The organism is Lysinibacillus sp. FSL K6-3209, from assembly GCF_037976175.1.
Classification (GTDB): domain Bacteria; phylum Bacillota; class Bacilli; order Bacillales_A; family Planococcaceae; genus Lysinibacillus; species Lysinibacillus sphaericus_D.
In genome coordinates this window covers 1988113-2012907 of record NZ_CP150264.1, presented here as the reverse complement: position 1 = coordinate 2012907, position 24795 = coordinate 1988113, and the positions used below count along the sequence as shown (strand labels likewise).

The following is a 24795-nucleotide window of genomic DNA, read 5'->3' as shown; positions in this document are numbered from 1 at the left end:
GGCTATGCCTCACAACGATTTTTTGTCTGTTTATAAACGATACGACCATCGACAACTGTATATGCCACTTGAATATGTGGGATTTGTTCAATATCAACTGTAAAAATATCATCGTCGAACACCGTAAAATCAGCACTAAAGCCTTCTTTTATCTTACCTCGCTTATGCTCCTGACCGATGATTTCAGCAGACCCTACTGTATACAAACGTACTGCTTCAAAGCGCGAAATTTTCTCCTGAGGACCAAAGCCTTCATGACTCTCTCCAAAATTACGTCTTGCCACGGCAGCATAAATTCCGTATAACGGATTCGGCACTTCAATGGGTGCATCACTACCACCTGCTACAATCAGCCCTCTATCTAAAAGAGATTTTAGTGGATGTAAACCTTGCGAACGTTTCTCACCTAATTTTACTATTTCAGCTAAATATTCGCCTTGCACAAATTGTGGTTGCATATCTACAGCTACCGGTAATGTTGCCAACTTGTCTAAAATGGCTTCATCAACTAGGCTACAATGAATTAAACGATCTAATTGTCCCTCAAGTGGTGGATATGCCGCAAAAACATCTAGTATTGTCTCAATGGCTAAATCCCCGATTGCGTGCACAGCTACTGTTTGTCCATAGCGCCGTGCAAGTTGCACATATTGCTCTAATTGCGCGCTTGAATGAACAAGTATGCCATAATTGTCTGGATCATCACAATAAGGCTCACGTAGCGCAGCAGTATGACCACCGAAAGCACCATCGACGAATATTTTCATGGCACCAAATTCCACATAAGGCGTTGATTGTTCGCTTAACAAAGCAACTTCCTCAAAAACGGAATGGTGCTGTAATAAATGCACTTTAAACGATTTTTGGGCATCCACAATTTTACGAAAAGCATGAATTGGTTGACTCGGTGGTCCGAAGTAGCTTAAATCTTCTGAATGCCCTCCAACTAAACCATAGGATTGAAGAGATGCAATGGCCTTTTGAAGCGCTTCCTCTATATATGCAGGTGTATAATAAGGCATGTGGTTAACAATCATGTACAACGCTGCATCTTTTAAAACACCTGTTAATTGACCGTGTTTTTTTTCAATAATGCCACCTTCTGGAGAAGGGGATTCATTGGTAATCCCTGCAAATGCAAGTGCTTTAGAATTAGCTAAAATTAAATGATGGCAGCTTCGTTTAATAATCACATGAGCTTCACCAAGTGCATCAAGCTCCGACAAAGTTGGAAAAATGGGCTCTGTATATGCTGTTTCATTCATACCAATGGCAACGACCCATTGCTCTGCCGAAACACCTTCCATACGTGCACCAATGATTTGGAGCAGCTCATCCTTACTAGTTACGTTTGAAACATCTATATGCATTAACTTCTCTCCATAGCCAATAATATGTAAATGGCTATCGACAAACCCTGGGTACATAATGTTCCCTTGCAAATGCTGGACAGCTGTTGCTTGTGGTAATAGCGTATCCACCGTTCCTACTGCGACAATTTTGCCGTCTTTTTCAAGAATAGCTTCAACTGTTTCACCAGCTCGTTCCATCGTATAAATTGTTCCACCTGTCCAAAGCGTTGCCATCCTTTAACCCCCTATGCTACTGCTTCAATTAAATGTGCACTTACTAAGCGTCGACGTACAACAACACCAAGCCATGCAGCAAGTACTGCTTTTAGAATACCTACAATGATAAATGGTGCGGCTCCTCCCATAAAGGCTGCAGTCCATGTTAAATCTCCAACAATTTTCAACCACACTGTACCGAATGCCAATGTTACTACCATGCCGATAATGTTGGCAATAATAGCTTGTACATAAGTAATACCAAATTTATCTAAGTATATCCCCATTAAAACAGCCGCTGCAAGGAAGCCTACAATATATCCGCCAGTTGGTCCTATGATAATACCATATCCTCCTGACATACCACTAAAGACAGGTATTCCTGCTGTGCCAAGTAAAATATATACCAGTACGGATAGTGTACCAAGCTTTGTACCTAATATTGTGACAACTAAGCCTACTGCTAAAGTTTGTCCTGTAATTGGAATCAATGGTAGCGGAATCGTTACCTGTGCAAGAACTGCGATAATAGCCGCTCCGAATGCCGCTAACACATAATTGTAAGTACTACTCTTCTTCAAACGAAAATCCCCCTTTTAGTTAACCTATTTTCAAAATAAGTTAACCAAAAGATAAAGCAAATAAAAACAGTTGTCAATCGTTTTTGACAAATTCATATAAAAAGAGACTTTTTATATGTCGTATCGTCCTCATAGAAACTTACCACAGTGGTTCATTGCTAGGGTCATCTTCCTGTAATTTCATGACAACAGGAATTAAAATATAAAGATAAATGGCTACACTTACGATATAAAAACTAATACCCATTAAAGGATTACTAAAGAAATAATTTATAAAAACCATAAATAGTATAGGCAAATTGAGGACTCCATTTAATTGTACTGACTTTTTTGTGCGATAATGTACTTTTTGACAATGTGGGCAAGACATTTGCCCATTTTTCCAATAATATTTTCGGACTTGCTTAGCAGTCCATTCTTCGCCACACGCCATACATACTGGCAAGCCATATCCTTTTTTCAGCAATATACGCTTGATCCACAATGCTATAGTGACAAAGAGACTTAAAAGCACTAAACCTTTTATCCAATCATGCTCTAAAAGCATCCATAAGCTCCATCTATTTGTTTCTTGCTGTAAAGTCGCTCCTTGCATTGTCCTTGTTGGATGTTCCGTTTTTAGTGTGACAAGGACGCTAAAACCAATGGCTAACAATGTAAATGTCGCTAACACAATACGATACTGCCGCTGGTTATTCTGTTTTTGTCTATTTCTACTCCTAGCTTTTTGTGCAATCTGTTGCTTTTTTTCAGCGGACAGCTTTACATGCTGTAGCTCATTTAACACGTTTTTTTTAAATTGATTCATAACGTAACACCTCCCAATCATCGTCACCAATTATTGATGCTAGTTGTTTTCTTGCCCGCTGCAATCTTGTTCGAATCGTTGCTTCTGGGCAACGAACTAGCTTGGCAATATCTACAGTGGTCATTTCCTCAAAATAATAGAGAATTAGTACTTCTCTGTATGGCACTGATAAAGTGAATAAAGCTGCTACTAGCTCCTGTTTTGTCGATTTAGCGAGCAATTCTTTTTCCGGCGTAATGGTCGTTGTTCGTCCTGTTATTTTCTCAAATAATGACAGCCGTTTACTTTTCCAACTGCGTAAATAATCGTGACTGCGATTGACTGTCATTTTAACTAAATATGTACGTAAAGATGATTCTTGTCGAAACTGCTGTTGCTTTTGATAAAAGGCAATAAACACATCTTGAACTATGTCCTCTGCAGTTGCTTCATTCTTCACATATAGATAGGCAACCTTCAGTAGATAATCCCCGTGCTCTGCAATTATTTGTTCAATCTCCATTGCTGCCTCACCTTCTTTCTACACTACTGACGTTTACCAAATACCTTCCGATTCATTATTGATAAAAAAATTTTTCCTCTTGCTACTGACATTAACTCTTGATTACTTACTGCTTAATTGTTTTGCAAGCGAATAGTAGAATCACGTGCAACACAAGGAAGTAAAGCACACTGTACTACACTCAACTTTAGTTTTTATGTCAACAAAAAATCCGCTCGCTTTTTATGGACTGTACAATACCTTACACATCTACTAGTAAGTTATTACATTGTTTTGTCCTTGGAAAGGTCACGGATGTTTAGCAACGATTGTAAGTAAGGACTAGTAAACATTTCCCTTTATTTACTATTTCCCGCATCGTTATATTGGTTATAGAGTGTTATTTGGTTACGTCCATTCCGTTTTGATGTATAAAGTGCACTATCAGCATGATGGATTAATTGTTCGAGTTGCGTAATATAACCATGTTCATTCGTGCTTACACCTATACTAAATTCTAATTGCACGACATCATCATTCACTGTCAATACAAGTGAAGTTAATGAATCGTATAAGTTTTGAGCTATTATGGAGATTGATTGCTCTTCTTTTAAATGAAGGAGAACAATAAATTCATCACCACCAAAGCGTGCGACAATGGCTTCGTACGGTTGAAAAAACTGCTGCAATGTGGTGGCTGTAATGGATAATGCATCGTCTCCAAATAAATGACCATTTGAATCATTAATTGATTTAAAATGATCTAAATCAATCATCAAGAGAGCTAGTAGCTTTTGATTGCTCGCTGCATTTTTCACCATTTCTTTCGCCTGTTCATCAAAAAAACGTCGGTTATAAATATTTGTAAGCGGATCTATATAGGAAGTTCGTTCAAAATGTTTTTTCTGATCGTTATACTCCATTTCGAATAGTACTTGCGTATAATTCTCCCTTTGTATTTCTAATAAAATATTAATATATTCCTTTTGTACAGCGCTTAAAATAATTTTATTCCCTTGTTCTTCAATAAGCTTAACTAATGAATTGTAAATTGTCTGTAACAAAGATAAATCATTATTTTGCAATGCATAATGCTTTGATTTTTGGTACATATCAATTGCTTCACCAATACGACCCTGTTTTTCATATAGTAGTGCTTGCGCATTAAATACTTCTAATTGCGCCTTATTATATGGAGGATCTTCTATTGTCGACAGTAATTCCTGTAAGAGCATATTCGCTTCTTCAAATTCCTCTAACCAAATATGGGCAATAGCTAAATTGGTCTTGGCATGTATAATACCCTTATAGGGGGAATCGTGCTTCAAATCAAATTCATTCGTATAGAATAAGCTTTTTAAGGCAAGTCGCTTTGCCTTTTCATATTTACCGAGTTCAATTTCTAATCCACTTAAATTGTTATAAATTTTGCCCATACTTTCAATATGTTGAATACGCTCTGCAATTTCTAGCCCTTTCATTAATAGCTCTTCGGATTTTTTTTGTTGTCCGAACGTACCCCAATAGATAGAGGCAAGTGAATAATATTGAATGACGTCAATATCATTCCCATATAAAAAAGTCAGTTCGCGGTATTTTTCTAATAAATTGATGGAAATTTGTAGATCTCCCACTTGATAATAGCTCATACAGCTATAGCGCAATAAGTGCATTGCTTTATCATACAACGCCAGTGCATTGGCACTTTCAATAGCGGGACTGCTTAACTCGATATATTCTAAATAGCGATTTGCACTATATAATTCATTTAGCGTAATCCATAGTTCTTCAAATTCTTGTAAATCCATACCGCATCCTCCTTTTTCTTTTCCTACTCCCTTAATACTACATTCGCTTCTAAAATATTACAATTCTTTATCCTTATTTATTTTCCAGCATATGAGTAATTTAACCTAATTCAGACTTTTAAAAAACAAGCCCCTTTAAAAGAGACTTGTTTTAATTTGTATATTTTTAACATTTCTCTATTTTTAGCTCTTTCTTCACTTAGTTAAATTTCATCGGACTCCTGCGTTTGAAACTAAAGTGAACGCCCCTAACCATCCCATAAAAAAAAGAAAATCCACTTCAAATAGTAGTGGATTTTCTCTTTTTTATATAAATCGTTTAACGATGGTCTCATATATAGCCACTATGAGTATGCCACCAAGTAACGGAATAAGTGAACTGAAGCTAAAATAAAAACCTTCATTATTATATTCACCTAAAAATTGAAATTGTAGCCACGGAACGCTATACGTTTCACCAACACCGTATAAAAACCCAGTAGCAAATAAAAATAATGCTATGCACTTTATAAAATTCGCCTTTTGCACACCGTTCACCTCACTGAACATTGGTCATTTCCTCGGCATATGCTAAAATTTCTTCTTTAGTAAATTCAGGATTTTCACTTATAATGTTATATTGGTAGCCATCTTCAGACCAAGATATAACAAAAAGTTCTCCTAAATCCATACATGTGCCCTTTTTGCCTCGTACTTGTATTTCTTGCTCATTCCCAAGATTACCAAATTCCTCATTACTAGCTTCTTTAAGAACTGAAACTGAAAATGCAGGTTGGTCATCTTTTTCAAATTCAAAAGAAAATTCTGGACGCTCTTTCACTTTCATATCAACGATTGTGGATATGGACAAGCCATTTACCTCAGGTATCATTAAAAAGTTACCCAGTTGTTCTTTCACCTCTTCGATTGTTGCCGTTGTTGTTTGATTTTGGGGGTCTATTCTTTCTACCGTTGCATCTTTTGGGACATCAAAAGTAAATAACTTATCCTCCATTTTCTTATTAACATCAAGCTTAGAGTATTCTTGCGTCGTCACATTGCCTGCGTTCGTCGTAATTGTTTTTAACGTCAACCATGTTTTTTTATCAATCCATATTTCAATATCACCTAATAACGTATTCTTTTTTTGTGCTTTCGCTTTAATATGATAAGTATCTCGACCAGCAATTGATTCTTCTCCAGCAATGGTTATATCGTGAGAATCCTTCACTAAGTTTAGTAATACTTGAGCACTGTCTTTTGCGGATTGCCCCATAATTTCATCTAATTCTCCATTTTTAAATGAAATAATTGTTGCCTTGTTTTCTTTTTTACTAAAGGAAGTAATTTGTTTACCGTCATTAACCGCAATAACATGATCGCCATCAACAGTCATCTCAATCCGACGTTTGCCACCCTTCATCCATTCTTTTACGTTAGCGACCCCAGATTCATCTATATCCAACGTATATTCTCCATAATAACTTTCCAACTCTTGTGTTTCTTGTAATGCTTGGTCTATAATCTCTTGCGGGGAATAAGATGTCTCTGAATTACAACCAGCTAAACTCAACGTCATCAACGTTATAAGTCCCCCAACCCGTATGGTTTGTTTCCAGTTCATTTGTCATTTTCTCCTTTGTAAGGCGGTAACCAACACAGTACTGCTGTGCCAACTCCATGCTTAGATACCATATTTATTGTTCCACCATGTTTTTCAATAATTTGTTTCGCTATGCTAAGACCTAGCCCTGTGCCTCGTTGTCCTGTCTTTGTTCTAGCATGATCTGATTGGTACAATGGTTCAAATAATTGTCCGATTTCTTGTTCACCTACACCTGCCCCACTATTTTGAACAACTAAATACATGCCGCTTTTTTTCGTAAGCGCCTCGTTCACAAACTCAAAAGCCCAATCGAGTTTTTGATTGCTGATAGCTGCTAAATAAATGGTCGTGCCTAAAGTGCCAAAATGAGTTGCATTACTCATCAGATTGTCAATCACACGTTGGATTTGTGAGGGGTGAACAGCAAAGGTACCTTCTACATCACAAAACGTTTGCAGTGATAGCCCTTTACTTTGACAAAGTGGTTCATAATCCGAAATTGCCATATCAAAAAATTCCTGTCCTTCTACTGGGACCAGTGTAACATCATAGTTTGTGGATTGAAGCAACGTATACATAAGTAAATCTTCTAGCATTTGCTTCATATCCATTGCCTTTGTTAAAATCACTGCCCGATATTCCTCCTGCATATGCGCAGTGAGGGAGGCGTTTTGTAGACTTTCGGCATACGCTTGAATTGCTGTTAAAGGTGTCTTTAAATCATGTGAAATACTGGCAATCATCAGTTCCTTCTGCTTTTGCTCATTTTTTAAATGGGCACGTGCGACCTCTATTTCCGTCTGCATACTTAGAAAAGTGTTTGTAAGCTCTCCGATTTCATCTTTTCTTGTAGTCATTACAGCGTCAACATGTTGCCCCTTCCCAAATGCATCCATTTGTTGCATTAATGCTTGCAAAGGTCGATGTAATTTACGGTTAAGCAATAAAATGACTGCTGTATAAATGGCTAGAAATAACGTAATCGCGCTCGCTATCACCAGCCATGAACGCCTCTCCACACCTTGAACCCAGTCCTTTCTGATAAGTTGAATTTCGTAAATGCCAACTAAATCGCCTTGTTGATAAACTGGTTCCTTATATGTAAACGCATTGTATTTTTGCTGTAATACATATAAGTTTTTTAACGTTTTTTCTCTTGAAACGAAGCCAGAGGTTAACGGATTAGATGAATAATAAACAAAGCCAGATTTTGCATATAGCGTTATAGCTAGTTGATCACTCGTAAGTGCTTTTACTTGTTGCAAATCTGCATTTTTGGCATACAATGTTGGATTGTTAAGAACAGACTTGACATCGTTTAGTGTCGTCCATTTCTCAATATATTCTGCAAAGCTTTTATCATGGTAATAGGCATTAATCCATATATATAAGCCATACGCCCCGCCAATTGGCACAATCATCACAATAAAAAACATCATCAGTAGCCAAGATTTTATTTTCATAACGGTTCTCCTATGAAGCGATAGCCCTTGCCCCAAACTGTTTGAATATAATGTGGTGTTTTAACCGGATCCTGTAATTTTTCTCGTAATGCTTTAATATGCACAGTGACTGTATGTGTCTCATCTACACTTGCTTGTTGCCAAATATGCTGATATAACTCTTCCTTTGTAAATAATTGGCCTGGATTTTTAGCCAATAGCTTTAACAGGGCAAATTCCTTTGTTGTTAAGGCTAGTTCTTTATTTTCCAGTGTCGCTAGTTCTTTATGCCAGTCAATCGCTAAGCCAAATGCAAATGTAGCGATATGTTCTGTCACTTCTATTTTCTTATAGCGTTGCCATCGACGTAAATGGGAGGCAACACGCGCCTTTAATTCCGCTAAGCTAAAAGGCTTTGCTAAATAATCATCCGCACCTTGTAAGCCTTCCACTTTATCCGCCTCGTCTTTACGGGCGCTCATCATTACAATGGGCACATCACTTTCCCAACGAATATTTTGACAAACAGTAAGGCCATCCATTTCAGGTAGCATCCAATCGACTAATACTAAATCAAATGGCTGCGCTTGAAAATCTGCTAGCCCTTCTAAACCTGTAGTTGCCCATGTGACCAAGTATCCCTCTTGCTCTAGTGTATCTTTGACGATACGACCTATTGCGTGATCATCCTCTATTAGTAATAGCTTTTCATTCATCGTTTTCCTCCTGTTATCACCTTACTATGGATTGATGTATTTCTTCTGAACTTTATACTTTCTTTATAATTACCATAGATGGACTTTCTTTTATTAACAAGGACAAATTCAAAGCAAAGAAAAAAGAATGCACATTAGTTGTGCATTCCTTCACTATTTTAGAAAAATAAGCTTAAAATAAAGTAAATTGTAGCAGCCATTACAGCAGAGATTGGCATTGTAATTACCCAAGTCGTAACAATTTTACGTGCCATACCCCATTTTACACCTTTGACGCGGTGTGCAGTACCTACCCCCATAATAGAAGAAGATATTACGTGTGTTGTCGATACAGGTAAATGAATTAACGTCGCACCAAAGATGATCGAAGCAGATGCTAAGTCCGCTGCTACACCATTCACTGGGCGTATTTTCATAATTTTACCACCGACTGTTTTAATAATTTTGTAACCACCAACTGATGTTCCAAGACCCATCGCGCAGGCAGCTGCAAAACGAACCCAAAACGGAATATCGTCGCCTTGGTGTAAACCACCTGCAATTAATGCAAGCGTGATAATCCCCATCGCCTTTTGCGCATCGTTCGTACCGTGTGTAAATGATTGCAATGCCGCTGTACCGATTTGCATCGTTCGGAAGCCTTTATTTGTTCGATATAAATTCATATCTTTAAAGATTACTTTAAACAGTGACATCATGAAAAAACCAGCTACAAACGCAAGTAATGGAGAGAAAATAAGCGCCTGAATAATTTTAATAAAGCCTGTGTAATTTAGAATATCAAATCCTGCCGCAGCAATTGCCGCCCCTGCAACCGAACCGATTAAAGTATGGGAGGAACTAGACGGTATTCCAAAATACCACGTTAATAGATTCCATGTAATAGCTGACAGTAAAGCTGCCAAAATAACAACTGACCCTGTAATATCACCGTCATACGTATTTAGTGTAAACGGGTCAACAATATCCTTCGTTAATGCTTTCGCAACACCAACAAATGTAATAGCTCCGATAAAGTTCATTACCGCGGCCATGTACACAGCAGTACGTGGCTTTAGGGCACGCGTTGATACAGATGTAGCAATGGCATTCGCTGTATCATGGAAGCCGTTAATAAAGTCGAACACAAGTGCGAATATAACGACTAATATTGTTATCAGTAATATTGTATCCATTTAGTACACTCCATCTTACGCATTTCGCATAATTATTGTTTCGATTGTATTCGCTACTGTTTGACAACAATCTGCAATATCTTCAAATTGTTCGTAAATATCTTTGAATACGATAATGCGCATTGGATCTTTTTCTTGAATAAATAATTGCTTCATAGAAGAACGGAATATCTCATCACATTCACGCTCATAGTCTTTAATTTGAATGGCATGTTTACGCATTTCTACAAGCTTTTTACTATTTAGCAGCTCCATTGCTTGTACCATTTCATCGGTACTTTTAGCAATGTACGTCAGGAATTGACGCATCGGCTCTGTTACTTCTGTTAAGTTGTACATATTAAAATGGGCAATACAGCCTTCCATGCCGTCTATTACATCATCTAATTTATTTGCTAGTGCTAATATATCTTCTCGTTCAATAGGTGTCATAAATGATTTATTAAGCATAACAATTAGTTCATGAATTAGCTTATCACCGCTTGTTTCATATTGTTTCATTGTATCGGCAATCTCTTTTAATGCATCGATATCATGAATACGCGCGTTATGAGCGAAGTAAATACCTTCTTTCACATTTTGAGAAATTTTTAATAAAGCCTGAAAAAATGGATCTTGCTTACTTGAGTTGAACATTATGTTCCTCCTGTTGAATAAATATTGTCGATTTCTGCAACTATCATAACAAAATCTTTACATAATTCTACATAACTTTAAAGATAAATAAATTGAATTTACAATAATGTAATATTAAAATTGCCATATTTCATTCAAACATACTTAAACAAGTTACAAACGTTGGAAATGTTCTAATAAAAAGACGTTTTTTGCTGTTAAATGTAACGTTTTTTCTTTAATTTTTATAAAAATACTTGAAAAAAATTTTTTCTTATAATTTTTCAATGTAAAGGAATTGTAAATTTCAAATCCGCAAAATATACAAACGCCATTGTTATTTTTAGCCATAAGCAGTACGCTTACAAGAAAACATTGTATGATGAAAAAGGATGGGTTGTTTTCATGGATATTCATTTACTTTCACTTGGTACATTATTAGTGTTTGGCTTTATCGCATCCTTTTTAAATGCCATTGTTGGTGGCGGAGGCTTGATTTCTTTACCAGCATTAATGGCGGTAGGATTACCCCCAAGTACAGCCATTGCAACGAATAAACTAGCAAATACCATCAGTAATGGCACAAGCATGCTGACATTTTTGCAGGCCGGCAAAGTTGATTTTAAAAGGATTGGAAAAATCTTACCTTTTATTTTTTTAGGCTCTTTAATTGGCGCATACACTGTACATCTTGTATCACCTTCGATTTTAAAGCCACTTATGCTTGTTATGCTCGTACTAGTCACAACTTATACCGTTATAAAAAAAGATTGGGGACAACAACCTAAGCAACGTATGTTAAGTATAGGAAAGAAAATAGCCTTTCTTTGTGCGTTTGCGGCGGTCGGCTTTTACGATGGCTTTTTTGGCCCCGGGACAGGTTCTTTTTTTATTTTCATTCTATTAATGATGGGAAATGATTTTTTGCAAGCCGCTGGGAATGCAAAAGCATTTAATTTCACATCGAATTTAGCTGCACTTTTAATGTTTTTAGTATTAGGACAGGTCAATTTTTTATATGGCTTGCCAATGGGCTTCGTTATGATATTTGGTGCTATTTTGGGGTCTAAATTTGCATTAACACGTGGTACGAACATGATGCGTCTTATTTTTATTGTGATGACGTGTATCTTAATTATAAAAAATGCATGGGATTATGTTGGCGCATTTTAACGAGCAGATAGCGAGGTAATATCGCTATCTTTTTTAGTGGTATTTTATAGACAGAATTTTCAATCAATTGACAATATTTATAAGCGTGCTATAATACTTTTGGGCTTCACCGCATTGAAGCGCAGAAGTAATTGTTAGGAGGATTCGTATGTTTCGCATTGAAGCAAAAAGTAACCCTCGATTTCTTGAGGCTTGCTTCATAACACTTTTAATTATTGCCACAATGGCCATTAGTATTGGCTATTTAAAAGCAACGCCACATATTCCCATTATTCTAGTAATCTCACTTTTAATTGCCTATGGACTATTGAAAAAAGTACCTTTCCGTGAGCTTGAATCTGGGATGGTTGCTGGTGCCAGTGCTGGTTTAGGTGCTGTCTTTATTTTCTTCTTTATCGGTATTTTAATTTCGAGTTGGATTATGGGCGGCACCATTCCAACGCTGATATATTACGGTTTTTTAACTGTTTCACCTAGCTTTTTCTTTGCCATTGTTTTTCTTATTTGCAGCATTGTCGGGATTTCCGTTGGTAGCTCTTTAACAACAGTTGCGACAGTCGGCGTGGCCTTTATGGGAATCGCCGGTGCAATGGATATTTCATTAGCCATCACGGCTGGTGCAATCGTTTCTGGCGCCTTTTTTGGCGATAAAATGTCACCACTTTCTGATACAACTAATTTAGCATCTGGTACAGTAGGTGTTGATTTATTTGAGCATATTAAAAATATGGGTTGGACAACCATTCCTGCCTTTGTGATCTCGTTTGCTTTGTATGCCGTGCTATCACCGTCTGGTGCCAGTACTTCTTTTGAAACGGTTGAACAATTTAAAATAGGATTACTTTCGACAGGTCTTATTCATTGGTACACATTACTACCAATCGTTGTACTGGTTATCATGACCTTATATAAAGCACCTGCTCTTATTACACTTGCAGTTGTTTCAATCGTTGGTGTTGGACTTGCCTATATACAAGAACCACTCGCCCTTTCCCACGTATTTGACATGCTGTTTAATGGCTATGTATCCGATACAGGAATTAAAGACGTAGATGCACTGCTTACTCGTGGCGGATTGAATAGTATGCTATTTACAATCGCTTTAGTATTACTTGCACTTACAATGGGCGGATTATTATTTACACTTGGTATTATTCAAAGTATATTAGCAAATATTGAAAGCTTATTTACAAGTGCTGGCTCCGTTATTACGGGTGCTGCGCTAACAGGAATTGGCGTCAACACATTAATCGGTGAACAATATTTGTCCATTTTGCTTACTGGAGAGGCATTTAAAGCGCAATTTGCAAAGGTTGGACTTGCACCGAAAAATTTATCGCGTGTTATGGAAGATGCAGGTACTGTTGTGAACCCGCTTGTGCCATGGAGCGTGTGCGGAATTTTTATCGCTAGTGTACTTGATATCCCAACAACTACTTATTTACCATTCACCTTTTTCTGCTTGCTAGGTCCAGTTTTAACAATACTATTTGGCTGGAGCGGCAAAACGCTGACAAAGCTATAATAATTAGTTTAAAAGAATCTGCCCGTTTCTACGAATTGCCCGTAGAGCGAGCGGATTCTTTTCTCTTGCAATCATTCCAAATTGGAATCAAAACAACCTGTTTTTCGAATTTCCTCTCCACACCTCTCTTTGTTATGCTAAAAAACAAAGGAGATGGTAGACAATGACAACAAAATGGAATGCAACTCTTTACGATCAAAAGCATGACTTTGTTTCAAAATTCGGAGAAAGTTTAGTCAACTTACTTGCACCACAAAAACAAGAATATATTTTAGATGTTGGTTGTGGCACAGGAGATTTAGCCAACGAAATAGCGCAATGTGGGGCAGTTGTACATGGCATTGATGCTTCACATGATATGATTTTAAGCGCTCAGCATAAATATCCAACGCTTACGTTTGACACACAGGATGCGGCTACAATGGACTACACACATCAATTTGATGCAGTCTTTTCCAATGCTGCGCTTCATTGGATGAAACAACAAGATAAGGTGATTGACAATATCTATCGTGCACTAAAACAACAAGGACGTTTTGTTGCCGAAATGGGCGGTCAAGGGAATATCGCTTCTATTGTCGGGGCACTTAGAACAAGTATGGATGCGCTTGGGCTTCCATATGAAGAGCAGTATTTTCCATGGTATTTTCCAGCAGCTGACGAATATCAATCGATGCTAGAAAAAGCGGGCTTTACTGTACAAATGATTACTTTATATGAACGTCCGACACCGCTTCAAGGTGACGATGGCTTACGGAATTGGCTTGTTATGTTTAGCAACAACATTCTCCAGCGTTTAAGTCAGCATGAAAAAGAACGCGTTTATGCAAAATGTGAAGAGCTGTTGCGACCAACCAATTATCGAGATAAACAATGGATTGCTGATTATTGGCGTTTACGTTTTGTTGCAACGAAGTGCTAAAAAAATGATTAGCGCCACTACAGGGGCATGAATCGCCACAAAAATAAAGGTTAGCGCCACTAAATCTTTAAGAAGCGCCACCCAAATAGACAACATCGGTTCACAGTAAAAAAGAGGCTGGGACATAAGAGAAAAAGTGTTAGATTGACTGCCATCAATCTAACACTTTTTTGCTATGCCGTTGTTGTCCGCTACGGCGGTGCTTTCCGCTCAGCACAGTAAGCCGCAACCCTCGCTAACGCGCGGAATGCCAGCGTCTAACATTATGTGCTGTTCTGAGCTGGAGTCACCGCCTTCGCTACCAACAACTAGTGAACACTTCTAATTTTTTTAATTGCAAAAGCAAGAATAGCTAAGGTCTCCATATAGCAAAAAATTATGAACACCTTTCGTCTGTTTCTTAAATTTTTTTAGTTATGTCCCAGCCTCTTTCTCTCTATTATGAACGCGGCATTAACATAACCATGACTCCGATAATACAAATACCAGCGCCAACTAAATCTAACATATCTGGCTTTTGCTTATCTATGCCCCAGCCCCACAAGATGGACAGCACAATAAAAACTCCTCCATACGCTGCATAGACTCGACCAAAAGTCGGAAATGATTGAAAAGTTGCCACCACGCCATATAAAGCTAATGCAATCCCTCCAAAAATGCCCCAATAAAATGGTTTGCCTTCCCTTAACCAAAGCCAAATTAAATAGCCACCTCCGATTTCACCAATACCTGCTAATAGAAATAATGCGATTGCGTAAATCATATGTACCCTCTTTCTTTTATTTTTTACAAATAAAAATAAGAGACTGTCCTTACAGCAACAGCCTCCAATTTGTTCCACTCAAGCTCAACGTACTTCTTTTTTATATCGTTATACCCCAATATGTAATGGTATCCATTACGCCAATAATGATTAAAATGATACCTGCTGCGATTTGTATCACTCTTCCCATCCTTATACTTGTTTTCATAACGGCGCGTTTTGTATCAAATATTTGAATCAGTATCAACATTAAAATAAGTGGCATGGAAGTCGCAAAACCAAAAACCGCTGGTAAAACCAATCCGTAGGAAGTAGTAACAACTGTAGGCATCAGCCAAACGAAAAATAGCACAAACATCGTCGGGCAAAAGGCAATAGCAAAGCATGCCCCCATTAGAAATGAACCTGCCTTCCCTTCTTTCAATACAAACGGGATATGGGACGATAGTTGATGGAGCCATTTTAATTTTAAAATACCGATTAGGACAAGACCTGTTAACAACATAATGGGTCCTATCGTCTTACGAAATATTGGAAAATAGGCAGTTATTGATGTTTCAAATGATTGTCCAAATAGCCAAGCTAATAAACCGATTAAACTAAAGACAGCAATCTTCCCGATCATAAAGGCCATAACTTCGCCCCAATTATTTTTCATTTGAATGGTACGATGACCGTAGAATGTTATGGCGCTCAAGTTGCCGGTTAATTGACAAGGTGCTAGTGCACCAACTAGCCCCAGAAGTAACGCGATAACAAGTGGAGAATGTTCGTAGGAATTTAAAAATAACGTGATGGGTCCACTAACGACTCGACTTATTTCTGACATTATATTATACATGCCAATATCACCCTCTCTTCTAGTATGAGCTCTTTCTGTTCTGATAGACGACATCACAAACCGTAAAAAAAGCTTCAATATCTGCCGTTATGTACTTCGATAAAAAATAAGTGTTGGACACAATATGCGAGAATTCCTTGACCGAATAACTATGGAGCGATTGCTCATCATAAGCGGCTTCCATAACACTTTTCGGTAAAAAGGCAATGCCTAGTCCTTGCTTGACAAAGTTTTTTATAACTTCTGTTTGATTTACCTGCATGCTTTTATAACTTGGCAATTGCTGAAGTACCTGTTGTACTTCTTGCCAATAAGACGCGTATTCATGTGTTAAAATCGTTTCTTGTTGTAAAAGCGTCATTGGATCAGTCCATTTTTTCCCTATCGGTACGATAAGTTGGAGTGGCTCCTGGGCAAGCATTTTCGTGTGCACCGCACGGGTGGAGGTTAATTTTGAAATCCCTATATCTATAGCTCCCGCATAAACCGCTTCCCCAATTTCATTAGATTTTAACAGTTCAATAGAAAGATGAATGGTAGGGTTTTGTTGCTGAAAACAATCGATAATAGCTGGTAATGTGGAATTCGCTATTTGAGGTGCTACGCCTATTGTTAATTTGGAAGTAAAACCACTGACCATCAATTGTGTACTATGTACTGCCTCATCAACGATTTCTACCACTTTTTCAGCTTGTCGTAAAAAATGTGCACCAATTCGATTGAGTTTGACATGCTTTGTTTGACGTTCAAAAAGCGTAGTCTGTAACTCCTTTTCTAAATGCTGAATATGTTTTGATACAGTTGATTGCGTGATAAAGCGTCTTTCCGCCGTCTCACGAAAATTTTCCGTTTTCGCCGCAACGATAAACGTACGTAACCATTCTGTTTCCATAGACACGCCTCTTCTAGTTTTCCATTTATTATATCGAAATGTGATGAGACATGAAATCTTTTCTACATTTTTTACATAAGGAACATTGCTACCTAAACGCTATGAAAAAGAAAAAAGAGAGCCCCAAATGCACATTGGCCCTCCCCTTACCATTCATGTTAAAAATTGCTTTAATGCATCTATTTGTTGCATAGCTTGCTGATAGCCCATATCATAATTTTTACGCATTTGCACTGTATCTTTCTCAAAGCTATTCAGTGCTTGTGTTGGGCGGAATATAAATGCCTTTCCTTGTGCCTCTAATTTTTCACAATAATCAAGTGAAGCGTTATAATGGTCTGCACGTTTTTGCATGCTTTTTACTAAATTTGGATAACGTTTAGCTAGTAGTTTCATCGCCCATTTACTTTGACGATCTAGCTGTTTACGGTAGCCTTTAGGTCGGGTTAACACCAGTACATGCTTGTTAAAACCCGTTTCAACACCATGCATGATTGGAATTGGCTCTGCTAAGCCACCATCGAAATATGGTGTATTATTTAGTTTGATTTCTGGAAATAAGATTGGAATAGCACAAGTTGCACGTAACATCATACAGTGGCGATCCATTTCTTTTGCATCCATATACTCAACTTGTCCTGTGGCTGCATTTGTTACGCCAAAAAGCAATTTTCCATCATACTGCTTGTACGTATCCCAATCAAAAATATCTAGCTCATTCGGAATCACATTATACGCAAAATCCAAGCCAAATAAACTTTTTTCTTTAAGGAAATTTTTCAAGCCCATGTAGCGCTTATCATGACGATAATCCATTAATACACGTAAAGACCGTTCCTTTTGCTGTGATACATACGAGCATGCATTAATAGCACCTGCTGAAATAGCGACAACATAAGGCATCATAATGTCATGCTCTAAAAAAGCATCCAAGACACCAGATGTAAACAATGTACGAAACGTCCCACCCTCTAATATTAAACTTGAATCCTCCACATTTACCTGTAGCATGCCATCACTCTTTCACTCTATATTCTCTTTAGTTTACAGCAAACTTAAATAAGTTTCTTGATTTTTTACAGTATAAAAAATATTGATAATAATATCCATTAAAAGTTATTTAATGTTAATATTATAGTAAGTTAGTAGAGACGCGAGGAGAATAATCATGTCGGAAGTGATGAACAAAAGAACTACATTCAGTAAAGAAGTACGTAAAAGCATGCAAGCAGATTGTCAAAACTGCTTTGGCTTATGCTGTACAGCACTAACTATTACAGCATCTAGTGATTTTGCTATGAATAAGCCCGCTGGCAGACCATGCACCCATTTGCAATCTAACTTTCACTGTCAAATACATCGTGACCTTAGAAGCAAAGGTTGTAAGGGGTGTACCGTCTATGATTGTTTAGGGGCGGGACAAATGGTTGCTCAAACGACATTCAATGGACAGAATTGGCGAGATAACGCTGAAGTGGCTGAAAAAATGTTTCAAGTTTTTCCGATTATGGAGCAGTTATATGAAATGATCGCCTATGTTGCAGAGGCAATGGCATATCGAATATCACCTAAATTATACGACAAATTGCATGAACAATTAGAGACATTACAAACCCTTACTAAATTAGAGGCAACAGCATTAGTTGCTCTAGATATTCTTCCAATCCGACAACCTGTAAACAACCTACTATTAGAAACTAGTGCACAAATTCGCAATAAGCTTGCAGTCACCACTTTAGGTAAAAAAAATGCGCCGAACCATAGAGGGGCCAATTGGATTGGAAAAAATGTAAAGGGGAAAGATTTAACAGCAACAGACTTGCGCGGTGCCTATTTAATTGCGGCAAACCTACAAAATGCTAATTTAAAAGGCGTGGACTTTATCGGTGCCGATTTACGTGATGCTAACTTGTGCGGAGCGAATCTTTCCACTGCGATGTTTTTAACGCAAATGCAAATCAATTCGGCAATCGGTAATCACCAAACAAAACTACCATTTTATTTGCGTATGCCTTCACATTGGCATACTGCACCATAAAAAAAGGGACAAATCAAAAGAATCTCTCTTTGATTTGTCCCCATTTTTCGCTATTTTGCTTGTTTCTTTTTATAGATAATGGTTGCTACTACTAGCACAAGTAAAATCCCTTGCCCTATCATTGTTTCGAGTGTTGGATAGAAGCCGATTAAGTTAATGACTGGCAGACCATCCACCATTGTTGTGGATACACTATCTCTAAGTTGTAATGTATGCAAGCTGACACCAATAATTTTAAATGCCAAAACATAAATTAACACAGTTGCCACCGCAAAAAGCTTATGAATGGCAATTTTACCACTCGCTTTGAATAAGACGATTGCGATAACAGCTAAGATAACAAGTGCCAAGACAATACCAAGTATAAATTGCGATGTCGCCATTTTCGGTGCAATTCCCGCATAGAACACAAGAGTTTCTGCTCCTTCTCGGAACACCGATAAAAAGCTGACAGAAGCCATAGCAAATACAGAACCACTTGAAATTGCATTGCCCATTTGTTTGGAAATATAACGATTCCAGCTCGCAACATTGGATTTACTATGAAGCCATATACCGACACCTATCATCATTGCAGCTGCAACAAGACCGACATAACCTTCCATTATTTCTCGGTTTGTATCGACCGTTGCTGAATGAAAGATAGTTGACATCAGCACTGCAGCTACAGCTGATAATAATACCCCAGCTAAAGCCCCAATATAAATCCATTTACGTAACGATTTTTGTCCTGATTTATTTAAAAATGACACTAACGCAAGAATAATCAATAATGCCTCTAAGCCCTCACGCAGTAAAATAAGTGCTGAATCCCAAATGGAATAATCTGAATTACCTTGGATTAATTCAATTTCGGTACGGAACTGATTAAGTTTACTTTTAATGGCCTTTTCATCGACCTGCGTCTTTAATAAATCACTTACTATAATCGGCATATCACTTTCTATTTTCGTATAAAGATTACCATTGCGTGTTGAAATTTCAATCTCTACACTTGGCCAAATCGTAATAAATTCACGTATTGTATCAGATGCTGCCTTGTAGTCACCATCGTCTATCAAATCATTGGCTTCATCTATATACGCAATTAAAGACGCTAAAGAATACTCACCTGCTACAATTTGTGCTGTATCGTTACCTGCTACAAAATCTTCAATCGTTTTCTTTAGTTCTGCAAATTGTGATTGCATTAATGTTACATCAGGCTGTTCTGAAGAAATTGAAATACGTAAAAAAGCCATTTGTGTTTCAATTTGACCGTACATTGCAATACTTTGTTCACGTACTGGTCGTTCATTTTTATTCCATTTCATATTAAACTCTTTGTACGCAGCGTCAATCGTTGTCATATCACCACTTGCTAACGCTTGCTCAAAGGCAGTCATAATCGGTTTCATTTTTAGACCAAAGTCAGCTCGTTGCTCCGCTTCATCTACTGGATTTTCGAGCTTTTCTAATGCACGTAATGCATTCGATAGAGCCGACAATGCAGTTAAACGCTCTTCTTTTGAAGAAGCCTTTACAGCTTGCTCAAGTATTTGATCTACCTTTTCTTTTGCTTCAGTTTGTTGTGAATTTACTGATGCCCAGTCCGTTGCAAATTGTTCAAGTGCACGCGTCGCTTCAGCTTGCTTATCTTGCTTCGTATTCATCAGGGCGTCACTAATGGAAATGTATAAGTGACTATAAGATTGTGCTGCTTGTACTGGAACCGCAAGTGCCAATAATAAGCATACAATCATGCTACAGCGCGTTAAAAAGTGCTTCACCTAAATAACTCCCTTTTTGTACTCCAGGGAAGCAAGCAAAAACGGCACTGCCTCGATGAGTAATATATTCATTCATTTTATCCATTCGTCCTAGACTGTTTTGTACTGTTGTAAATTGCGCTGGATCCTTTTGAAAAGAGACAAATAGTAGTCCTGCATCATGCGCCCCTGTATTCGACATGACGCCTGATGCGTAAGAATAACTGCGACGTAGTATGCGAGCACCTGATTTACGTGCTAAATGGACATGCGATGTATCGGGCATAATATACTCGCCCTTGCTATCTTTTGCTTCTACATCAAAATCATCAAATTCCTTCGTTTTACCAAATGGCGCACCACTATCGCGATAACGCCCAAACGTTGCTTCTTGATCCTTTAAAGATGTACGATCCCATGTTTCAAGATGCATTTGGATTTTTCGAGCTACTAAATAGGAGCCACCTTTAAGCCAACCTTTATCGACCCATACTACTTTATTTAAGTCTTGTTCATCTTTAATAGAAGGGTTGACCGTACCGTCCTTGAAGGCAAATAAATTTCGAGGTGTTCCCCCTTCAGCTGGGAATGAGTTAAAGCCCGCTTGTGACCATTTAATTTCCACTTTGCCGGAAGCAGCACGTACTAAATTGCGGACAGCATGGAACGCCACTTGAGGATCGTCCGCACATGCTTGAATGCAAAGATCTCCACCTGTATATTCCTTTTGTAGCTGATCTTTCGGAAAATGTGGTAAGTCCGCTAATTCGCCTGGTTTCAAATGCGCCATGCCAAGCTTATCGAACAATGAAGGACCTACACCAATCGTTATGGATAGATTCGAAGCATTTAAGCCTTCTGCCTCTCCGGTATCCCCAGTCGGAACTCTTGTATTTGTTGTTAAATCTACCATTAATTCACCATTCATTAAACGAACAACAAGAGGTGTCCATTTCTTGAACAACTCTTGTAGCTCCTCTTTCGATGTCACTAAGACCGTTAAAGAAGCAAAATATATATGTTTTTGAACAGGTGTAATAATGCCAGACTGATGTTTACCATAGAAATTAACTTTATTTTTTGCTGTTGTGCTATCTGCGACAGGCTCGAACATATCGTAACCCATCGCTTTCATTACACCACCAAAGCCGGAAGCACCTATCGCAATGCCAGCCACACCCATGCCTGTTAGCTTTAACATGTCACGGCGAGATATTTTTTTATTTATCCATTTTTCATCATTAGACGTTGTCATTCTTTATCACTCCAAAATAATGCCCATTTGACTTAATGGCTCACCTAGTTGGTTTACTGCTGCTGCTAATGCTTTTGTATTTTCTTCTGTTAAATCTTCGTAAGAAATATAACCGCCATCAGCTGTTGCATGTAGTGCTAATAAGTCATCCACTGCTTTAAATTTTTCATCTAACGCTGCAACTAACTCTTTGTCTTTTGCTTCTAATTTTGGTCGAAGAATTTCAAAGATTTTTTCTGCACCTTCAATATTCGCTTTAAAATCATAGAGGTCTGTATGTGAGTAAATTTCTTCTTCACCTGTAATTTTTGAAGTAGATACTTCATTCAATAAATCAACTGCACCTGTAATCATTAAATCTGGTGTTACTTCTACTGTTTGAACAAGTGCATGTAATTCTTTTGCGTCTGCTAGTAGCTGATCTGCCACTGCCTCATAGCCCTTTGTTGTGTTTTCTACCCAAAGTGCATATTCAAGCTTATGGTAGCCAGTCCATTCTTCTTTCCCTTTACCTTCTTCTTCAATATCGGCTAAACGACCATCAATACGTGGATCAAGGTCACCAAAGCTTTCTGCAATTGGTTCAGAACGCTCAAAGTACATACGTGCCGGTGCATACGCTGCTTTTGCACCTTCTATATCACCCGCTTTAAACAGGTTGACGAACTTTTCTGTATCTAGTAAGAACTGATCCATCTGTTCTAATGCAAATTGTTGATAGGCTGATAGTTCAGTAGTCAAATCTACCGTTGCCGTTTGTTCTGCTTGCTCCGTTGCTGGTTTCTCTTCTTTTTTTGTGTCTTCTGTATTGCCACAGCCCGCCATAATTATGCCACCTGCTACTAACACTGATAATAATGATTTGTTTTTCATGCTAAATACCTGCTTCCCGAATTAGTCTCTATCGTGAATGATAATCATTATCATATTTGATTGCAAGAAGTATTTTTAATTTAAGAAAAAAACGTCATTTTGCAGTTGAATTTTATTTTCAACAAGCAAAAAGACGTTTGTTCTACAATATAATGATTATAATCTACTAAATATTGACTTGTTTTACTTTTTCATATTTTCCATATAAGAAATAATAGAGCACGATCGAAACAAAAATTACCACTACCATCGATAAAAATATAGCGCTATAGCCCATCGTCGGTGCAAAAAGCCCTAAGAAATAAGGCCCTACACCTAATCCTAAATCGTACAAAATAAAATACGTTGAAGTGGCGAGCCCTAAACGCTCATGTGGTGTAACCTTAATAGCTATTGCTTGGGCTACTGAGTTAAAATTACCATAACCAATACCAATAAAAGCCGCAGCTATTAAAAATACAACAGTGCTTGTCGCTGTACTAAATGCATACATGCCCATCGCAAACAAAATCAGACACGGATAAATAATAATATTCGCCCCTCTTGCATCTAGTAATTTCCCTGTAAATGGACGAGTTGCTAAAATAACGAGTGCATAAACGATAAAGAAGTAACTGCCTGCTGTTACCAAATGAAGCTCTTTTGCGTAAAATGTCATAAACGACATCACACCTGAATAAGCAAAGCCAATAACAAGAGCTACAAAGGCAATCGGCAGTGCACGCAGTTCAATAAAGCTGGATAACTTGAAGCCCAATTTCTCCGCCATTCTCTTTGTATTTTTTGGCGCATCTGGCACGGTCACCATAAAATACATCATAAAGCAAACAACTGCTAAAACCGAATCGACCGCGAAAATCATGCGATAATCTTCAAACAACTGCGTTAATAAAATACCGATAAACGGACCTATTGCAGTTGCTAAAATCGCACTTAAGCTGTAATAGCCAATCCCTTCACCGCGTCGCTCTGGTGGTAAAATTTGTGCAATAATCGTACCTGTAGCTGTACTTGCTACCCCCAGCGCAATCCCCTGCATCAAACGATTCATCATCAGTAACGGAAGATTTAAAGCAATAAAATAAGACATGGTCGATAGCATAAATAATAATAAGCCAATGAATAATGTTTTTTTACTGCCCAAATCACCGATAACTCGTCCTGTGCCAAGTCGTCCAAAAAGTGTCCCGATAATAAAAATACTCGACACTAGGCCAGCCGTACTTGTGGAAGCGTCAAATTGCTCCACTGCATAGCCCGCTATTGTCACCATTAATAAATAAAAAATTAACGTAATCGTAAAATTAATTAAAGAAACAACTAAAAAGTTTTTTGTCCATAATTTATGTTTTGTTGATTCCACTTGTTTTTCTCTCCTACTACTGATGAATATTCATACATATGTTCGCTAAAACCCGAGAAGCCGTTTCAATATCCTGTTTCGGCACACCTGCTAGTGCTTTTTCTAAAAATGGTTTTAAGTGCTCCTGCACTTCTTGCACGATGTTTTCTCCAAATGGCGTTAATTGTACCACTTTCTCTCGCTTATCTTTGCCTGCCACTGTCTCCACATAGCCAAGTTCTACAAGCTTTTGTACAAGCCTCGTTACGCTCGGCTTTTCAATTGACATAAAGCTCGCAATTTCTACAAGTGAATGTGGCCCTTTATCAATTAAAAAACGCAACACTGCCCACTGTGAACTATAAAGTTGAAAGTGTTCCAGTTGCATATTGAGTTGGTTAGTAAACGGTCGGTACATTAAACGATATTCATTAAAAAACTGTTGTTCAATCGTCATACTATTCCTCCTTATATAGTTAGCCTAGCTAACTATATAGTAAATTGTTCTCTTTGTCTAGATTGAAGCTTTGATACGAAAGAGATCCCCGAGCTTTACTAACATAGTTGGATTCAATTGGAAAAGCAGCTCTTTCTTTTTACTTATACACATGTTATGATAGCAGCGAAGTGATATTGATAATCAT

At 37.8% G+C, this 24795-nt stretch carries 24 protein-coding genes; 4 read left to right on the top strand and 20 right to left on the bottom strand.

The window, feature by feature from the left end:
* Window positions 1–2 precede the first annotated feature (2 nt).
* The 11 genes from MHH88_RS09570 to MHH88_RS09520 form a co-directional block, all read right to left on the bottom strand.
* Window positions 3–1586 (bottom strand): amidohydrolase, encoded by a 1584-nt coding sequence (locus MHH88_RS09570; protein WP_339262653.1) that lies wholly within the window; start codon window positions 1584–1586, stop codon window positions 3–5.
* Between the two features lie 11 nt (window positions 1587–1597).
* Complete coding sequence (locus tag MHH88_RS09565; protein WP_069508446.1) at window positions 1598–2149, bottom strand: biotin transporter BioY; 552 nt, start codon at window positions 2147–2149, stop codon at window positions 1598–1600.
* A gap of 139 nt (window positions 2150–2288) precedes the next feature.
* Window positions 2289–2957, bottom strand: coding sequence for a TIGR04104 family putative zinc finger protein (locus MHH88_RS09560; RefSeq protein ID WP_339262651.1), 669 nt, complete (start codon window positions 2955–2957; stop codon window positions 2289–2291).
* Window positions 2944–3459 carry a sigma-70 family RNA polymerase sigma factor gene (locus tag MHH88_RS09555; protein ID WP_339262649.1) on the bottom strand — a complete coding sequence of 172 codons (516 nt, stop codon included), beginning with the start codon at window positions 3457–3459 and terminating at the stop codon, window positions 2944–2946. Before MHH88_RS09555 ends, MHH88_RS09560 begins: the two co-directional genes overlap by 14 nt.
* A 338-nt stretch (window positions 3460–3797) precedes the next feature.
* Window positions 3798–5246: a tetratricopeptide repeat-containing diguanylate cyclase gene (locus MHH88_RS09550; protein WP_339262648.1), complete on the bottom strand. Its 1449-nt coding sequence runs from the start codon at window positions 5244–5246 to the stop codon at window positions 3798–3800.
* Window positions 5247–5552: 306 nt separating this feature from the next.
* Window positions 5553–5795: a hypothetical protein gene (locus tag MHH88_RS09545; RefSeq protein WP_227665434.1), complete on the bottom strand. Its 243-nt coding sequence runs from the start codon at window positions 5793–5795 to the stop codon at window positions 5553–5555.
* Window positions 5785–6849, bottom strand: coding sequence for a DUF2092 domain-containing protein (locus MHH88_RS09540; protein ID WP_103976789.1), 1065 nt, complete (start codon window positions 6847–6849; stop codon window positions 5785–5787). Before MHH88_RS09540 ends, MHH88_RS09545 begins: the two co-directional genes overlap by 11 nt.
* The gene (locus tag MHH88_RS09535) at window positions 6846–8294 is read right to left on the bottom strand and encodes a HAMP domain-containing sensor histidine kinase (RefSeq protein ID WP_339262646.1); all 1449 of its coding nucleotides are present in this window, start codon (window positions 8292–8294) and stop codon (window positions 6846–6848) included. Before MHH88_RS09535 ends, MHH88_RS09540 begins: the two co-directional genes overlap by 4 nt.
* Window positions 8291–8989: a response regulator transcription factor gene (locus MHH88_RS09530; RefSeq protein WP_069508432.1), complete on the bottom strand. Its 699-nt coding sequence runs from the start codon at window positions 8987–8989 to the stop codon at window positions 8291–8293. Before MHH88_RS09530 ends, MHH88_RS09535 begins: the two co-directional genes overlap by 4 nt.
* Window positions 8990–9147: 158 nt before the next feature.
* Window positions 9148–10164 carry an inorganic phosphate transporter gene (locus tag MHH88_RS09525; RefSeq protein ID WP_107894274.1) on the bottom strand — a complete coding sequence of 339 codons (1017 nt, stop codon included), beginning with the start codon at window positions 10162–10164 and terminating at the stop codon, window positions 9148–9150.
* A gap of 15 nt (window positions 10165–10179) precedes the next feature.
* Window positions 10180–10800 carry a DUF47 domain-containing protein gene (locus tag MHH88_RS09520; RefSeq protein ID WP_025219331.1) on the bottom strand — a complete coding sequence of 207 codons (621 nt, stop codon included), beginning with the start codon at window positions 10798–10800 and terminating at the stop codon, window positions 10180–10182.
* Window positions 10801–11184: 384 nt separating this feature from the next.
* Between MHH88_RS09520 and MHH88_RS09515 the strand changes: the two genes are divergently transcribed.
* The 3 genes from MHH88_RS09515 to MHH88_RS09505 all read left to right on the top strand — a co-directional run bounded on the left by MHH88_RS09515 (window position 11185) and on the right by MHH88_RS09505 (window position 14399).
* Window positions 11185–11952 carry a TSUP family transporter gene (locus MHH88_RS09515; protein WP_339262641.1) on the top strand — a complete coding sequence of 256 codons (768 nt, stop codon included), beginning with the start codon at window positions 11185–11187 and terminating at the stop codon, window positions 11950–11952.
* 148 nt (window positions 11953–12100) lie between these two features.
* Window positions 12101–13477, top strand: a complete 1377-nt coding sequence (gene nhaC / locus MHH88_RS09510; protein WP_339262639.1) for a Na+/H+ antiporter NhaC — start codon at window positions 12101–12103, stop codon at window positions 13475–13477.
* A 163-nt stretch (window positions 13478–13640) separates the two neighbouring features.
* Window positions 13641–14399, top strand: a complete 759-nt coding sequence (locus tag MHH88_RS09505) for a methyltransferase domain-containing protein (RefSeq protein ID WP_339262637.1) — start codon at window positions 13641–13643, stop codon at window positions 14397–14399.
* Between the two features lie 439 nt (window positions 14400–14838).
* On the opposite strand, the gene MHH88_RS09500 is transcribed toward MHH88_RS09505, so the two are convergent.
* The 4 genes from MHH88_RS09500 to MHH88_RS09485 all read right to left on the bottom strand — a co-directional run bounded on the left by MHH88_RS09500 (window position 14839) and on the right by MHH88_RS09485 (window position 17906).
* The gene (locus tag MHH88_RS09500) at window positions 14839–15162 is read right to left on the bottom strand and encodes a YnfA family protein (protein ID WP_024363619.1); all 324 of its coding nucleotides are present in this window, start codon (window positions 15160–15162) and stop codon (window positions 14839–14841) included.
* A gap of 100 nt (window positions 15163–15262) precedes the next feature.
* Window positions 15263–16003, bottom strand: coding sequence for a sulfite exporter TauE/SafE family protein (locus tag MHH88_RS09495; protein WP_339262634.1), 741 nt, complete (start codon window positions 16001–16003; stop codon window positions 15263–15265).
* 19 nt (window positions 16004–16022) lie between these two features.
* Window positions 16023–16895 carry a LysR family transcriptional regulator gene (locus tag MHH88_RS09490; RefSeq protein WP_339262633.1) on the bottom strand — a complete coding sequence of 291 codons (873 nt, stop codon included), beginning with the start codon at window positions 16893–16895 and terminating at the stop codon, window positions 16023–16025.
* 153 nt (window positions 16896–17048) lie between these two features.
* The gene (locus MHH88_RS09485; RefSeq protein ID WP_339262631.1) at window positions 17049–17906 is read right to left on the bottom strand and encodes a patatin family protein; all 858 of its coding nucleotides are present in this window, start codon (window positions 17904–17906) and stop codon (window positions 17049–17051) included.
* A 157-nt stretch (window positions 17907–18063) separates the two neighbouring features.
* On the opposite strand from MHH88_RS09485, the gene MHH88_RS09480 reads away from it, so the two are divergent.
* Complete coding sequence (locus MHH88_RS09480; RefSeq protein WP_339262629.1) at window positions 18064–18933, top strand: pentapeptide repeat-containing protein; 870 nt, start codon at window positions 18064–18066, stop codon at window positions 18931–18933.
* A gap of 50 nt (window positions 18934–18983) precedes the next feature.
* On the opposite strand, the gene MHH88_RS09475 is transcribed toward MHH88_RS09480, so the two are convergent.
* The 5 genes from MHH88_RS09475 to MHH88_RS09455 form a co-directional block, all read right to left on the bottom strand.
* Window positions 18984–20702, bottom strand: a complete 1719-nt coding sequence (locus tag MHH88_RS09475; RefSeq protein WP_339262627.1) for an FTR1 family protein — start codon at window positions 20700–20702, stop codon at window positions 18984–18986.
* Complete coding sequence (efeB, locus tag MHH88_RS09470; protein ID WP_339262625.1) at window positions 20677–21936, bottom strand: iron uptake transporter deferrochelatase/peroxidase subunit; 1260 nt, start codon at window positions 21934–21936, stop codon at window positions 20677–20679. Before efeB ends, MHH88_RS09475 begins: the two co-directional genes overlap by 26 nt.
* Before the next feature lie 6 nt (window positions 21937–21942).
* Window positions 21943–22809 carry an iron uptake system protein EfeO gene (gene efeO / locus MHH88_RS09465; RefSeq protein ID WP_339262623.1) on the bottom strand — a complete coding sequence of 289 codons (867 nt, stop codon included), beginning with the start codon at window positions 22807–22809 and terminating at the stop codon, window positions 21943–21945.
* 166 nt (window positions 22810–22975) lie between these two features.
* A complete protein-coding gene (locus tag MHH88_RS09460; protein ID WP_339262621.1) occupies window positions 22976–24172 on the bottom strand; it encodes an MFS transporter in 1197 nt (398 codons plus the stop codon).
* A gap of 16 nt (window positions 24173–24188) precedes the next feature.
* Window positions 24189–24608, bottom strand: a complete 420-nt coding sequence (locus MHH88_RS09455) for a MarR family transcriptional regulator (RefSeq protein ID WP_069508405.1) — start codon at window positions 24606–24608, stop codon at window positions 24189–24191.
* Between the last annotated feature and the right edge of the window lie 187 nt (window positions 24609–24795).

What these genes read in the sequence shown, in the direction of transcription:
- MHH88_RS09570 (WP_339262653.1), bottom strand. Translation starts at nt 1,586, where the DNA reads ATGGCAACGCTTTGGACAGGTGGAACAATTTATACGATGGAACGAGCT.
- MHH88_RS09560 (WP_339262651.1), bottom strand. Translation starts at nt 2,957, where the DNA reads ATGAATCAATTTAAAAAAAACGTGTTAAATGAGCTACAGCATGTAAAG.
- MHH88_RS09555 (WP_339262649.1), bottom strand. Translation starts at nt 3,459, where the DNA reads ATGGAGATTGAACAAATAATTGCAGAGCACGGGGATTATCTACTGAAG.
- MHH88_RS09550 (WP_339262648.1), bottom strand. Translation starts at nt 5,246, where the DNA reads ATGGATTTACAAGAATTTGAAGAACTATGGATTACGCTAAATGAATTA.
- MHH88_RS09545 (WP_227665434.1), bottom strand. Translation starts at nt 5,795, where the DNA reads ATGTTCAGTGAGGTGAACGGTGTGCAAAAGGCGAATTTTATAAAGTGC.
- MHH88_RS09540 (WP_103976789.1), bottom strand. Translation starts at nt 6,849, where the DNA reads ATGAACTGGAAACAAACCATACGGGTTGGGGGACTTATAACGTTGATG.
- MHH88_RS09535 (WP_339262646.1), bottom strand. Translation starts at nt 8,294, where the DNA reads ATGAAAATAAAATCTTGGCTACTGATGATGTTTTTTATTGTGATGATT.
- MHH88_RS09530 (WP_069508432.1), bottom strand. Translation starts at nt 8,989, where the DNA reads ATGAATGAAAAGCTATTACTAATAGAGGATGATCACGCAATAGGTCGT.
- MHH88_RS09525 (WP_107894274.1), bottom strand. Translation starts at nt 10,164, where the DNA reads ATGGATACAATATTACTGATAACAATATTAGTCGTTATATTCGCACTT.
- MHH88_RS09520 (WP_025219331.1), bottom strand. Translation starts at nt 10,800, where the DNA reads ATGTTCAACTCAAGTAAGCAAGATCCATTTTTTCAGGCTTTATTAAAA.
- MHH88_RS09515 (WP_339262641.1), top strand. Translation starts at nt 11,185, where the DNA reads ATGGATATTCATTTACTTTCACTTGGTACATTATTAGTGTTTGGCTTT.
- nhaC (WP_339262639.1), top strand. Translation starts at nt 12,101, where the DNA reads ATGTTTCGCATTGAAGCAAAAAGTAACCCTCGATTTCTTGAGGCTTGC.
- MHH88_RS09505 (WP_339262637.1), top strand. Translation starts at nt 13,641, where the DNA reads ATGACAACAAAATGGAATGCAACTCTTTACGATCAAAAGCATGACTTT.
- MHH88_RS09500 (WP_024363619.1), bottom strand. Translation starts at nt 15,162, where the DNA reads ATGATTTACGCAATCGCATTATTTCTATTAGCAGGTATTGGTGAAATC.
- MHH88_RS09495 (WP_339262634.1), bottom strand. Translation starts at nt 16,003, where the DNA reads ATGTATAATATAATGTCAGAAATAAGTCGAGTCGTTAGTGGACCCATC.
- MHH88_RS09490 (WP_339262633.1), bottom strand. Translation starts at nt 16,895, where the DNA reads ATGGAAACAGAATGGTTACGTACGTTTATCGTTGCGGCGAAAACGGAA.
- MHH88_RS09485 (WP_339262631.1), bottom strand. Translation starts at nt 17,906, where the DNA reads ATGCTACAGGTAAATGTGGAGGATTCAAGTTTAATATTAGAGGGTGGG.
- MHH88_RS09480 (WP_339262629.1), top strand. Translation starts at nt 18,064, where the DNA reads ATGTCGGAAGTGATGAACAAAAGAACTACATTCAGTAAAGAAGTACGT.
- efeB (WP_339262625.1), bottom strand. Translation starts at nt 21,936, where the DNA reads ATGACAACGTCTAATGATGAAAAATGGATAAATAAAAAAATATCTCGC.
- efeO (WP_339262623.1), bottom strand. Translation starts at nt 22,809, where the DNA reads ATGAAAAACAAATCATTATTATCAGTGTTAGTAGCAGGTGGCATAATT.
- MHH88_RS09455 (WP_069508405.1), bottom strand. Translation starts at nt 24,608, where the DNA reads ATGACGATTGAACAACAGTTTTTTAATGAATATCGTTTAATGTACCGA.